This is a genomic window from Xanthomonas sp. DAR 34887 (genome assembly GCF_041245805.1).
GTDB classification, from domain to species: Bacteria; Pseudomonadota; Gammaproteobacteria; order Xanthomonadales; family Xanthomonadaceae; genus Xanthomonas_A; species Xanthomonas_A tesorieronis.
The window spans coordinates 1127818-1140556 of sequence record NZ_CP162490.1 but is presented as its reverse complement, the minus strand read 5'-3'; the positions used below and the strand labels follow the sequence as shown (position 1 = coordinate 1140556).

The window sequence follows — 12739 nt, the reverse complement described above, 5'->3', positions numbered from 1 at the left end:
ACATACCGGACCCGGAAAATCAAACGGCGATCACAGGATGTCATTGTCTGCCATTCCGTCGGCACCCCCGGCGACGCTTGCCGGCGCCGCCCTGCCCGCCCGCGTGCGCGACATCCTGGAAGCGCTGAAAGCCTTGCTGTGGCAGTCGCTGGAGGCGCCGCTGCAGTCGACCCTGAGCGAGCTGGAGCGCGAGCTGTTCGACCAGGCCGAGCGCGCGCGCCACAGCCAGCTGCAGCAGGACACGTACCAGGAACTGCAGGGCCTGCGGGCGCGCCGCGAGCGCTTCGCGCCGTTCTACAAGGCGCAGCTGGAAGCCTCCCTGGCCACGCTGCGGGCACCGCCCGCCCCAGTCGGCCCGCTGCGCCAGGACAAGGCCAGCGCGGCGATGCAGATGCTGACCCTGGTCGCCGACGTGGACATCGACCGCGACATCGTCCTGCACGACATCGCCCGGCGCGAGGCGACGCGGGCCAGCACTCCCCTGCAACTGCTCGGCCAGCGCTTCGGCGTGCTCGCCGCGCGACCGGCGTTCGAAGCCGAACACACGCCGCTGGGGCCGCACCTGCTGTGCCGGATCCTGCGCGACGCCGGCGAAGAACTGCAGCTGGGGCTGGACGCGCAGCTGACCCTGTACCGCGCCTTCGAGCGCCAGGTGCTGGTCCGCTACGGCGAGATGGTGGAACGCGCCAACGTGCTGCTGGCGCACGCCGGCGTGCTGCCCGGCCTGGTCTACCTGCCCTACGTGGCGCGCCCGGCGACCGCGCCCGCCGCGGCCGCAGGCAACCGCGGCGCGGCGCGCGCCTCCTCCGCCACGCGCCCGGCTACCGCCTGGTCCGGGCAGGCGGCGCCCGGAGGCTGGTCCGGCCCGGGCCCGAGCGCCAGCGGCGACGCGGGCCCGCTGCCGCGCCCGACCGTGGCCAACGCCGCAACGGCAGCGAGCGCAGCGCCGGCCGCGCCCGGCCATGCACCGCCCGACCTGGCCACGCTGCGCCAGCTGCTCGCTGCCGCACGCGACCGTGCAACGGTGCCGGCCGCCCAGGCGGCACCGCCCGCAGCCGCGGGCACCGCTTCCACAAACGCTGCCGCAGCGTCCGCTGGGCCCGCGATGCCCGCATCATCCGGCAACGCCCCGACCTCGGCTCCGCGCGCCGCCGCCGCAAACGGCGCGGCAAGCAGCTCTACCAAGAGCAGCGCCCCCGGCGTCGCTACCGCATCGCTGCTGCAGGCCCTGGGCGAACTGCAGGCGCAACCGCCGGCGCACAGCACCCTGGCCGGCCTGCGCGGGCGCCGCCAGGTGCGCGACGTGCAGGCGGCGCTGCTGGCCACGCTGCGCACCGAACATGGCCCGCAGGCGGCGCTGGCGCCGCAGGATGCCGACACCTTCGACCTGCTCGGCCTGCTGTACGCGGAAATCGAACGCGAAGTGCGCAGCGATGCGCCGGCCGCCGCGCTGCTGGAGCGCCTGCAGGTGCCGCTGGTGCGCGCCGCGCTGCAGGACAGCGCGTTCTTCGTGCGCAGCCAGCATCCGGCGCGCGAGCTGCTCAACGCGGTCGCCGAGTCCGGCGCCACCTGGCTCAGCGAAGAGGACACCGATCCGCAGCTGCTGCTGAAGTTGAACCAGACCGTCGACCGGGTGGTCGAGGAATACGAGGGCGACGAGCAGGTCTTCGAGCAGGCCCATCAGGACATCCAGGCGCAGTACCGCGCGCTGGCGCACAAGGCCGAGATCGCCGAGCGCCGCCACATCGAGGCCGCGCGCGGCAAGGAGCGGCTGGAAGTGGCCAAGGAACTGGCCAGCTCCACGCTGGATGCGATGTGCCGGACCTGGGAGCCGCCCAAGTTCGTGCAGGCGCTGCTGAACCAGGCCTGGTCCGATGTGCTGACGTTGACGCTGCTGCGCCAAGGCGAAGACTCCGATGCATGGCGCGAGCGCAAGCAGCTGAGCCAGTGCATCGCCGAGGTCACCTGCCGCGCCAGCGGCGGCGACCCCGATCCGGACCTGGCCGGCGAAGTGCGCAGCGCCCTGCTGCAGGTCGGCTACCACCAGGACGAAGCCGAGGCGATCGCGCGCCGCCTGTCCACTCCGGGCGGCGGCGACACGCTGACCTCGCGCACCGAACTCAGCGCCAAGCTGAAGGCGCGCACCCGTCTCGGCGACCAGGGCGAGGAGGGCGAGCGGCCGCTGCTGGCGCCGCGCAACGAGGCAGAACAGGCGGCCTATGCGCGGCTGCGCAGCCTGCCGTTCGGCACCTGGTTCGAATTCGTGACCAACCAGCAGGGTGACCTGAAACGGCAGCGGCTGTCCTGGTACAGCCCGATCACCGACCGCGCCCTGTTCGTCAACCAGCGCGGCCACAAGACCGCCGAGTATTCGCTGGACGCGCTGTCGCGGCTGTTGGCGCAGGGCCAGGCGCGGATCGTCACCGAGGACCGCGCGCGCCTGATCGACCGCGCCTGGCACGCCACCGTGCGCGCGCTGCGCACCCTGGCCGGCGCGCCGATTCCCGCTGACACCCTGGAGGACGCATGATCGCCGAAGCCCGCCGTTCGCCGCGCCGCCAGGTCCCGGACATGGTGCCGGTGCTGGACATGATGGAAGACGCCGTGGTCGGCCGTCTGGGCAATCTTTCCGAGAGCGGCATGCTGCTGCTGGCCTCGGCGCCGCTGCACGAGGACGCGCTGTACCAGCTGCGCTTCGCGCTGCCGCAACTCGGCCGCGAGGCGCAGATCGACGTCGGCGTGCACCTGCTGTGGAGCGAACGCGCGCAGGCGCCGGGCCAGGCCTGGGCCGGCTTCCGCTTCCTGACCATCTCGCCGGCGCATCGCGAGCTGCTGCGGCAGTGGATCAATGCCGGGCCGGCCGGCTAGCGCGCCGGCGGCCTCGCGGCGAATCCTTGTAGGAGCGGCTTCAGCCGCGACAGGCACCGTCGATGGATCCTGTCGCGGCTGAAGCCGCTCCTACAGTGGCCATCGCTTGCACAAGACGAAAGAACATCCGCTGGGCTCGGCAACGACGACGCCTACGCACAGCCGCATGCCACGCGTAGGCACGCGGTGCGTCAACACGCTCTTGCGGTTTGCGGCAAACTTGGCGCCTCTCTCTATTCCGCATCGCCGACCGAGCTGCCGCCATGATCCAGCAAGACCCCAGCGCCCTGTACGCCGACCACCTGCGCACGCTGGCGCAACGCGCCGACACGGCACTGGCGCGCGGCGGCTTCGATCATCTGCTGGTGCCCAGCGGCAGCCTGCACTACCAGCTGTTCGACGACCGCGACTATCCGTACGCGGTGAACCCGCAGTTCAAGGCCTGGCTGCCGCTGACCCGGGTGCCGAACAGCTGGCTGGTGTACACGCCCGGACGCCGTCCGCAGCTGATCTTCCACCAGCCGCGCGACTACTGGCACGTGGTGCCGGCGGCACCGAGCGGCTGGTGGGTGGAGCATTGCGATATCCACGTCATCCGCACCCCGGAAGACGCGCTGGCGCTGCTGCCGGGACCGGCCGCGCGCTGCGCGATCCTCGGCGAAGCGCAGAGCGCGCTGGGCGATTACGTGCCGAACAATCCCGAGCCGGTCGTGCAGTACCTGGAATACCACCGCGCCTACAAGACCGCCTACGAACTGGCGCTGCTGCGTCAGGCCCAGCACCTGGCGGTGCGCGGCCACCGCGCCGCCGAAGCCGCGTTCCGCGACGGCCGCAGCGAGTTCGAGATCCACATGGCCTATTGCAGCGCGGTCGGCCAGGACGCCAACGAGCTGCCGTACGGGAACATCGTTGCGCTCAACGAGCACGGCGCGGTGCTGCACTACACCGAGCTGGAGCGGCAGGCACCGGCGCAACGGCGCAGTTTCCTGATCGACGCCGGCGCCTCCGCGCACGGCTACGCCAGCGACATCACCCGCAGCTACGCCGCCGACGCCGGCAGCGAGTTCCAGGCGCTGATCGACGCGGTCGACGCCGCGCAGATCCGCATGGGCCAGAGCGTGCGCGCAGGCGTGGACTACAAGCAGCTGCACCTCGACGCGCACCTGGCGCTGATGGGCGTACTCAAGGACTTCGGGGTGATCACCGTGTCGCCGGAAGCCGCGCTGGCCACCGGCGTCAGCGCCGCGTTCTTCCCGCATGGCCTCGGCCATCCGATCGGTTTGCAGGTCCACGACGTGGCCGGCTTCGCCGCCAGCGACCGCGGCGGCCGCATCGAGCGCCCCGCCGGCCATCCCTACCTGCGCATGACCCGCGTGCTCGAAGCGGGCATGGTGGTGACGATCGAACCGGGCGTGTACTTCATCGACATGCTGCTGGACGAGGTCAAAAAGAACGGCCATGCCGCCAGCGTGGACTGGAACCGGGTCGCGCAGTTCAAGCCCTACGGCGGCATCCGCATCGAAGACGAAGTGGCGTGCACCGAGGGCGATCCGGAGAACCTGACGCGGCCGGCGTTTGCCGCGGCGGCCTGAGGGCCGCCGCCGGGAATGGGGAATCGAGAATCGGGAATGGGAAAAGCGCTGGGAAGCGGGAGTAGGGAACCGGCAATCGCAAGAGCAAAAGCGATCATCTGAGATTCTCGCTTGCGGCCATCGCGCGCGCGACCACCGCCTTTCCCATTCCCGATTCCCTATTCCCCATTCCCAGCCATCAAGCCCTCGATCTCCTCCGCACTGCGTTCCAGCGCGGCGGTCAGCACGCGGTGGCCGTCGTCGGTGATCAGCACGTCGTCTTCGGTGCGGATGCCGATGCCGCGCCACTTCGCATCGACCTGCTTGTCGTCGGGCGCCACGTACAACCCCGGCTCGATGGTGAAGACCATGCCCGGCTCCAGCAGGCGCGAGGCGCCGGCCAGTTTGTAGTCGCCGACGTCGTGCACGTCCAGGCCGAGCCAGTGTCCGGTCTTGTGCCGGTAGAAGCGCCGGTAGTCGCCATCGGCCAGGTTCTGCTCCAGCGTGCCCTTGAGCAGGCCCAGCCGCAGCAGGCCTTCGGTCAGAGTCTGTACCGCCGCCAGGTGCCCGGCCTCGTAGGCAACGCCCGGCCGCGCCTGCGCCAGCGCCGCCGCATGCGCCGCACCGACCAGGTCGTGCAGCGCGCGCTGCTCGGCGCTGAAGCGGCCGCTCACCGGGAAGGTGCGGGTGATGTCGGCGGCATAGCCGCGGTACTCGGCGCCGGCGTCGACCAGCACCAGCTCGCCGTCGCGCAGGCGCGCGGCGTTGGCGCGGTAATGCAGCACGCAGGCGTTGGCGCCGCTGCCGACGATGCTGCCGTACGCCGGCCAGGCGTCGCCGGCGCGGAACTCGCGCTCGATCTCGGCCTGCAACTGGTATTCGTGGATGCCCGGCCGCGCCAGCCGCATCGCCGCGCGATGCGCGGCCACGCTGAGATCGGCGGCGACCTGCATCAGCGCGATCTCGTCGCGCGACTTGAACAGGCGCTGCTCGTGCAGCAGGTGGCCCAGCTCCAGGAACTCGTGCGGCGGCTGCGCGCCATGCCGCACCTGTTCGCGCACCCGATTGACCCAGCCGATCAGCTTGAGGTCGAAATCGACGTCGCGGCCGAAGTGGTAGTACACCCGCGAGCGGCCTTCCAGCAGGCCCGGCAGGATCTCGTCGAGGTCCTCGATCGGATACGCATCGTCCATGCCGTAGCGTTCCACCGCGCCTTCCTGGCCTTCGCGCGGGCCGTCCCAGGCTTCGCGCTCGGGATCGCGCTCGCGGCAGAACAGCAGCGCCTCGCCGTGCTTGCGCCCCGGTACCAGCACCAGCACCGCCTCCGGCTCGGGGAACCCGCACAGGTACCAGAAATCCGAATCCTGCCGGTACGGGTAATGGGTGTCGTGGCTGCGCACCCGCTCCGGTGCGCTCGGCAGCACCAGGATGGCGTGGTCGCCGGCCATGTCCATCAAGTGTTTGCGCCGCCGCGCGTATTCGCCCGCGCCGATGCCGGTGAGTCGTTTCATCGCTCAGTTCAGGCGTTGCCGATGGCGCGGGCCAAGCACGCAGTCGCTGTGCAGCAGCAGCGCGGCCACGCGCACGAATTCCTCGATCTCGGCCAACGCGTCCTCGTCCTCGTCGGCGCTGTCGAAATCGTCGGTGCTGGCCTGCGCCAGTCGCGCCAGATCCTGCAGCGACTCTTCGCCCTCCTCCGACAACGGCGGCGTGGCGCCGGCGGCCAGGCCGAAACCGCCGAGAAAGCCGCGGCACCAGTCGAACAGCGCGTCGGCGCGCTCGGACAGCGGCGCGCCGGCATCGGCCAGGACCAGATCGAAGGCGAAATCGCGGTCCTCCAGCTGCGCGGCGGTGGCCTCGCGCAGGCGGTCCAGCACGTCGCCGGGGCGCGGTGCGGCGATGCCGGCATCGGCCAGCACCGCGGCCGGCCACGCCGCCAGGTCGGCGCCGCCGCCGGCCAGCCAGCCGCACAAGGCGCCGTGGAGTTCGGCCGCCGACGCGGCCAGGCCCAGCTGCTGGCTGGCTTGGGTGACGTCGTCGGCGCTGGGAAGTTCGATCATGGACACAAGGCCTGTTGGGCGCTCGCCACCGAACGTCGGGGCGCAGCGGCGGAGCGGGGCTGCGCAGTGTAGCAATCCGCATGTGTCGCGCTGCTTGTTAAGGCTTCCGGCGCGCGCCTACACTCCACCACCCCCTTTCCTGACCGAAGCCCCTTCCCGCCATGTCGATCGAGCACGTCGCTGCGGGAATTGCCGGTTACGCCGCGAGGGATTGGCGCTGGGGTTGGGCCGCCGCCGCGGCGATCCTGGCGGCGGCCGCGGCGATTTCCACGCTGCAGGCGCTGCATTGGCGGCGGCGCATGCAGCAACAGCAGAAACGCCAGCAACAGCTGCAGCAGCGCGACCGTCACCTGAAGCTGGCGCTGTGGGCCTCCGGCGAGCACTTCTGGGATTACGACCTGCAGCAGCGCAAGCTGCGCCGCATGCGCGCCGACGAAGCGGCGCCGCATGCGCAGGAGATCACCATGGTGATCCGCGAGGACGATCCGCTGCGCATCCATCCCGACGACGTGCCGCAGGCCGAGCGTGCGCTGCGCGAACACCTGCAGGGCCTGACCCCGGTCTACGTGGCCGAGTACCGGGTGGACCTGGCCGGCGACGGCGTGTGGCTGTGGGCGCGGGTGCGCGGCCGCGTGGTCGACTACGACGCCGCCGGCAAGCCGCGCCGGCTCGCCGGCACCGCGCGCGACATCACCTCGCACCGCCAGGCCGACCTGGAACGGCGCATCGCCAGCGAAGTGCTGCGCAGCATGAGCGAAGCGGTCGCGGTGCTGGACGAAGACCTGCGCTTCATCTCGGTCAACCCGGCCTTCACCCGCATCACCGGCTACAGCGAACGCGAGGTGCTGGGCCAGCCGATGACCCTGCTCGACCATGCGCCCGACGTGCCCGCCGCGCCGTCGCTCGAGCACGGCCGCTCGTGGCGCGGCGATGCCTGGAAGCGGCGCAAGGACGGCCTGGAAATCCTCTGCCACGTGCGCCGCAACACGGTCGTCGATGCCGACGGCCGGCACAGCTTCCACGTGGTGGTGCTGGAAGACATCACCGACCAGAAGCGCGCCGAGCAGGAACTGCGCTACCTGGCCAACTACGACACGCTGACCAGCCTGCCCAACCGCGCGCTGCTGTCCGAGCGGCTGGCGCGCGCGATCGTGCGGGCGCGGCGCCAGGGCAGTTCGGTGGCGGTGCTGTTCCTGGACCTGGACCGGTTCAAGGACATCAACGACTCGCTCGGCCACGCGGTCGGCGACCGGGTACTGCGCGCGGTCGCCGAACGCCTGCAGCAGGCGGTGGGCCCGCAGCACACCGTCGCGCGCCTGGCCGGCGACGAATTCACCGTGGTGGTGGAGGACATCGCCGATCAGGCCGAGGCCGAAGCCGTGGCCACGCGCGTGCTGGCCGCGTTCGATGCGCCGCTGCAACTGGAGGATCGCCGCGAAGTGGCGATCTCCTCATCGATCGGCATTTCGCTGTTCCCGCAGCACGCGTTGCTGCCCAGCGAGTTGCTCAAGCACGCCGACACCGCGATGTACCAGGCCAAGGCGGCCGGGCGCCGCAACGTGCAGGTCTATTCGGCGCGCATGGACGAGGCCACCCGCCACCGCGCCACGCTGGCCAGCACCCTGCGCAAGATCCCGTTCGACCAGGAACTGAAGCTGGTCTACCAGCCGCGCTATTCGCTGCGCGAGCAGCGCGTGGTCGGCGTGGAAGCGCTGCTGCGCTGGCACAGCGCCGATTTCGGCACGGTCTCGCCGAGCCAGTTCATCCCCTTGGCCGAAGAGACCGGGCTGATCCTGGAGATCGGCGAATGGGTGCTGCGTCAGGCCTGCAGCACGCTGCGCGAATGGCGCCAGTTGGGCCTGACCGACTTGTGCATGTCGATCAACGTGTCGGCGATCCAGCTCGAACGCGGCGACCTGCCGGCGCTGATGGCGCGGATCCTGGCCGAGACCGGGGTCCCGGCCGCCAGCGTCGAGCTGGAACTCACCGAAAGCGTGGTGATGTCGCAGGTCGGCAAGAACGCCGCCACCCTGCACGCCTGCCGCGCGCTGGGCCTGGCCCTGGCGATCGACGACTTCGGCACCGGCTATTCGTCGCTGGCCTACCTGAAGCGCTTGCCGATCAACACCTTGAAGATCGACCAGGAATTCATCGGCGACCTGACCCGCGATCCGGACGACGAGGCGATCACCAGCACCATCATCGCGATGGGCCACTCGCTGACCCTGAAAGTGGTCGCCGAAGGCGTGGAACTGCCCGGCCAGCTCGCCTTCCTGCGCCAGCACGGCTGCGACGAGATCCAGGGCCACCTGGTCGCGCCGGCGCTGGAACCGGACGCCTGCCTGCAGTTGCTGCAGCAGCCGCTGCTGCTGCCCGCCTGAGCGGCGGCCGTGGCGCGGTCGGCCGCCGTCTTGACCGCCGCTCGGGCGCATGCCTATCGTGAGCGCCATGGACAGCCCCGACGCCCTCGCCCAGCTCCGCACCCTCGCCACACGCGTGGAAACGCTGGTCGAGCGTTGCCAGCGCCTGACCGATGAGAACCGCAGCCTGCGCCAGCAGCAGGAGCAGTTGATCGGCGAGCGCTCGCAGCTGCTGACCAAGAACGAACAGGCGCGCTCGCGGGTCGAGGCGATGATCACCCGGCTCAAGTCGTTGGAGCAGCACACGTGAGCGAACCGGTCAGCGTCCGCATCCTGGACCGCGAATACACCGTCGGCGTCGAAGCGGAAGAACGCGACAGCCTGCTCGCCGCCGCACGCCTGCTCGACGCGAAGATGCGCGAAGTGCGCGGCAGCAACCGCATGGCCGCAGTGGACCGGGTCGCGGTGCTGGCCGCGCTCAATCTTGCGCACGAACTGCAGCAACTGCGCGACGAGCAGGCGCGGCGCGATCATGAGATGGCGCGCACGCTCGCCGATCTCAATCGCCGGCTCGACGGCGTGGTCGATACGGCGCGTTGATACGTGCCTCGCATTTCGATCATCAACGTGAATTGCGCTGTACCGCGCGACCGACGAACGGACTAGCCAAGCGCGGCGACAGCGCTATACTTCGTTTGCGTTCTCTGCTGTAAACGACAGCGTGTGCAAACATTCGCCTTGTCCCTTAATTACGACCACGGGGTGGCGACGGAATCGGGTGTGCAGGTCCGCCTTGTAGCGGGAAGCCCGATGGTTCCCCAGCTATCCCACTTGAACCCCGGGTTCAAGGTCGTTTCGCACGCATCGTCTACGGCGGAGAATGCAATATCCCGGAAACGGCGCCGCAAGGCGCCGTTTCCTTTTGTGCGCTCGCGTGCATCGTGCCCAACGGCGCAGCGCATCGATGCCGTCGCGCTGGCCTTCTTGCAGCGCACGGCAACCACGTACTGATCAGCGCCCCGCAAGCCTGGGATACTGTCGCGCCCTTCAAGGAGACGCCGCATGCCCTCGCTCGCCCAGATCATCGACCGCTTCGACCCGAACGCCGGGTTCGACGTACCTGCCAGCTGGTTGCAGGGACGCACCGCCTTCGGTGGCCTGTCCGCGGCGCTGGCGCTGCAGACGGCGCTGCGCGCGGCGCCGTCCGCGTTGCCGCCGCTGAAGTCGGCGCATATCTGGTTCGTCGGCCCCACCGACGCCACGCTGCGTTTCCAGGCGCAGCTGCTGCGCCAGGGCAAGTCCGCCACCTCGATCGCGGTCGATTGCCTGGCCGGCACGCAGGTCGCGCTGCGCGCGTCGCTGCTGTTCGCGCAGCCGCGTCCCAGCCGCATCGCCCACGACTTCATGCCGGCGCGGCCGGCGGTGTGCGGGCCCGATGCCGCCATGCCGATCGCCGCCAGTGCGATCACCCCGGCGTTCGCAGGCAACTTCGAGATGCGCCTGGCCGGCGGCGCGCTGCCGGTGTCCGGCGCGGCCAACCCGGAACTGATGGTCTGGGTGCGCCATCGCGACAGCGCGGGCGTGGATCCGAGCCTGGCCCTGGTCGCGCTCGGCGACAGCCTGCCGCCGGCGGCGATGGCCTGCTTCACCGAACCGGCACCGGTCAGTTCGATGACCTGGACATTGGATTTCCCGCAACCGGCGACGGCGGGCGACTGGTTCCTGCTGCGATCGGCCAGCCAGCACGCCGCCGACGGCTACTCGCTGCAGGACATGCAGATCTGGGACAACGCCGGGCGGCTGGTGCTGTCGGGCCGGCAGACGGTGGCGATCTACGCCTGACCCCGCAAAGGCAGTTACGCCCTAGCCAGTCCACGCGCCGGCACCGACAATAGCGCCGTCCCTTCCCGCGCCTGCCCGATGATTCCCGACGACCGCGACCTCCTGCGCCAGCAACTGCGCGCGCGCCGCCGCGCGCTCCCCGCAGCCGCGCGCCTGGCCGCCGCCGACGCGCTGGCGCAGCGCCTGCTGGACTTGCCGTTCGCGCCGCAGCACGGCCATGTCGCCGGCTATTGGGCGATGGACGGTGAGATCGCGCTGCACCGCTGGCAATTGAGTCTGCCGGCCGGCGTGCAGTACTGCCTGCCGGTGCTCAGCGGCAAGACCTTGCGCTTCGCGCCGTGGCGTCCGGGGCAGCCGTTGACCGCCAACCGCTACGGCATTCCCGAACCCGACGTCGCCGCCGAGGCGACACTGGCGCCGGAGCAGATGGCGCTGGTGGTGGCGCCGCTGGTCGGCTTCGACGCCGGCGGTGGGCGCCTGGGCATGGGAGGCGGCTGGTATGATCGCAGCTTCGCATTTCGCCAGCGGCACGCGCCTCCGCCCTGGCTGGTCGGCGCCGCCTTCGCTGCGCAGCAGGTCGCGGCGCTGCCCGTCGCCGCCTGGGACGTAGCGCTGGATGCGGTCTGCACCGACTCCCTCACCCTCCTGACCGCGACCGATCTCCCCGCATGACCGCACGCAAGCGCTACTGGCTGATGAAATCCGAACCGGACGCCTTCTCGATCGACGACCTGCAGCGGGTCGGCAGCGAACCCTGGAACGGGGTGCGCAACTACCAGGCGCGCAACTTCATGCGCGACGGCATGAAGGTCGGCGACGGCATCCTGTTCTATCACTCCAACTGCAAGGTGCCCGGGATCGTCGGCACGGCGACCGTGGCCAGCGAAGCGTACCCGGACGTCACCCAGTTCGATCCGAAATCCGACTACCACGACCCCAAGGCCACCCGCGAACAGCCGCGCTGGTATCTGGTGGACGTCGCCTTCGAGCGCAAGCTCGCGCGCACCATCGCGCTGGACGAGATCAAGCAGCACGCCGACGCGCTCGGCGAAGGCTTCCCGCTGACCGCGCGCGGCAACCGCCTGTCGGTGTTCCCGGTCAGCGCCGCGCAGTGGAAGCTGCTGTTGGCGCTCGAATAGCCGGGATTGGGGATTGGGCATTCGGGATTCGTCTCCTGCCCTATGCCCGCCGGCCGCATTTCACCAATCCCGAATCCCGAATCTCCAATCCCGAGTCTCCAATGTCCGAAAGCAAGCGCCTGGCCGCCGAAAAAGCCATCGAATACGTCGAAGACGGCATGATCGTCGGTGTCGGCACCGGCTCCACCGTGGCCTACTTCATCGACGCGCTGGGCCGCATCGGCCATCGCATCAAGGGCGCGGTATCCAGCTCCGAGCAGAGCACCGCGCGCCTGCGCCAGCACGGCATCGAGGTGCTGGAACTGAACCACACCGGCAACCTGTCGCTGTACGTGGACGGCGCCGACGAATGCGATCCGAACCGCTGCCTGATCAAGGGCGGCGGCGCCGCGCTGACCCGCGAAAAGATCATCGCCGAGGCCAGCGAGCGCTTCGTGTGCATCATCGACCCGAGCAAGCAGGTGCAGACGCTGGGCGCGTTTCCGCTGCCGATCGAAGTGATCCCGATGGCGCGCAGTCTGGTCGCGCGCGAGATCCTGGCGCGCACCGGCGGCCAGCCGGTCTGGCGCGACGGCGTGGTCACCGACAACGGCAACGTGGTGCTCGACGTGCACCACCTCAGCATCACCGATCCGGTGGCGCTGGAGCGCGAACTGAACCAGATCCCCGGCGTGGTCTGCGTCGGCCTGTTCGCACGCCGCCCCGCCGACGTGGTGATCGTCGGCGGCGAGCCGCCGCGCGTCCTGTAGGACGCGCGCGGGATTCGGGATTCGGGATTGGGGATTCGCAAAAGCCAGAAGCTCTGTCCGGCCTCCGGATCCGCTGTTGCGAATCCCGAATCCCGAATCCCCAATCCCGGCTCCCTTGACTGGCCACGCACCATGCAACAAGGTGCGCGC

The 12739-nt window shown here is 70.2% G+C and carries 12 protein-coding genes and 1 other RNA gene; 11 read left to right on the top strand and 2 right to left on the bottom strand.

Going from position 1 to position 12739, the window contains the following annotated elements; translation table 11 throughout:
• The first annotated feature begins 37 nt into the window (after window positions 1-37).
• The 3 genes from AB3X08_RS04865 to pepQ all read left to right on the top strand — a co-directional run bounded on the left by AB3X08_RS04865 (window position 38) and on the right by pepQ (window position 4460).
• Window positions 38-2530, top strand: coding sequence for a DUF1631 domain-containing protein (locus AB3X08_RS04865; RefSeq protein ID WP_369936624.1), 2493 nt, complete (start codon window positions 38-40; stop codon window positions 2528-2530).
• Window positions 2527-2868, top strand: coding sequence for a PilZ domain-containing protein (locus AB3X08_RS04860; RefSeq protein WP_369936622.1), 342 nt, complete (start codon window positions 2527-2529; stop codon window positions 2866-2868). The genes AB3X08_RS04865 and AB3X08_RS04860 overlap by 4 nt, the downstream gene beginning before the upstream one ends.
• A 263-nt stretch (window positions 2869-3131) precedes the next feature.
• On the top strand, window positions 3132-4460 hold the full coding sequence (gene pepQ / locus AB3X08_RS04855) for a Xaa-Pro dipeptidase (protein ID WP_369936620.1): 1329 nt from the start codon (window positions 3132-3134) through the stop codon (window positions 4458-4460).
• Window positions 4461-4618: 158 nt separating this feature from the next.
• Here the strand turns inward: pepQ and AB3X08_RS04850 are convergent, their stop codons facing one another.
• Both AB3X08_RS04850 and AB3X08_RS04845 read right to left on the bottom strand, forming a co-directional pair.
• Window positions 4619-5950 (bottom strand): aminopeptidase P N-terminal domain-containing protein, encoded by a 1332-nt coding sequence (locus tag AB3X08_RS04850; protein WP_369936618.1) that lies wholly within the window; start codon window positions 5948-5950, stop codon window positions 4619-4621.
• 3 nt (window positions 5951-5953) lie between these two features.
• Window positions 5954-6499, bottom strand: a complete 546-nt coding sequence (locus AB3X08_RS04845; protein ID WP_369936616.1) for a YecA family protein — start codon at window positions 6497-6499, stop codon at window positions 5954-5956.
• A 161-nt stretch (window positions 6500-6660) separates the two neighbouring features.
• Here AB3X08_RS04845 and AB3X08_RS04840 point away from each other — a divergent pair, with 161 nt between their 5' ends.
• The 8 genes from AB3X08_RS04840 (at window position 6661) to rpiA (ending at window position 12589) form a co-directional block, all read left to right on the top strand.
• Window positions 6661-8880 (top strand): putative bifunctional diguanylate cyclase/phosphodiesterase, encoded by a 2220-nt coding sequence (locus tag AB3X08_RS04840; RefSeq protein WP_369936615.1) that lies wholly within the window; start codon window positions 6661-6663, stop codon window positions 8878-8880.
• Window positions 8881-8947: 67 nt separating this feature from the next.
• Window positions 8948-9169, top strand: a complete 222-nt coding sequence (locus AB3X08_RS04835; protein WP_053836518.1) for a TIGR02449 family protein — start codon at window positions 8948-8950, stop codon at window positions 9167-9169.
• Window positions 9166-9459, top strand: a complete 294-nt coding sequence (locus tag AB3X08_RS04830) for a cell division protein ZapA (protein ID WP_003471552.1) — start codon at window positions 9166-9168, stop codon at window positions 9457-9459. Before AB3X08_RS04835 ends, AB3X08_RS04830 begins: the two co-directional genes overlap by 4 nt.
• 98 nt (window positions 9460-9557) lie before the next feature.
• Window positions 9558-9743: non-coding RNA, 6S RNA (gene ssrS / locus AB3X08_RS04825), on the top strand.
• 178 nt (window positions 9744-9921) lie between these two features.
• Window positions 9922-10701, top strand: a complete 780-nt coding sequence (locus AB3X08_RS04820; RefSeq protein WP_369936614.1) for an acyl-CoA thioesterase — start codon at window positions 9922-9924, stop codon at window positions 10699-10701.
• An 81-nt stretch (window positions 10702-10782) separates the two neighbouring features.
• Window positions 10783-11373, top strand: a complete 591-nt coding sequence (locus AB3X08_RS04815) for a 5-formyltetrahydrofolate cyclo-ligase (protein ID WP_369938425.1) — start codon at window positions 10783-10785, stop codon at window positions 11371-11373.
• The gene (locus AB3X08_RS04810; protein WP_369936612.1) at window positions 11370-11840 is read left to right on the top strand and encodes an EVE domain-containing protein; all 471 of its coding nucleotides are present in this window, start codon (window positions 11370-11372) and stop codon (window positions 11838-11840) included. Before AB3X08_RS04815 ends, AB3X08_RS04810 begins: the two co-directional genes overlap by 4 nt.
• Window positions 11841-11941: 101 nt before the next feature.
• Window positions 11942-12589 carry a ribose-5-phosphate isomerase RpiA gene (gene rpiA, locus AB3X08_RS04805; RefSeq protein ID WP_145702709.1) on the top strand — a complete coding sequence of 216 codons (648 nt, stop codon included), beginning with the start codon at window positions 11942-11944 and terminating at the stop codon, window positions 12587-12589.
• Window positions 12590-12739: the final 150 nt, after the last annotated feature.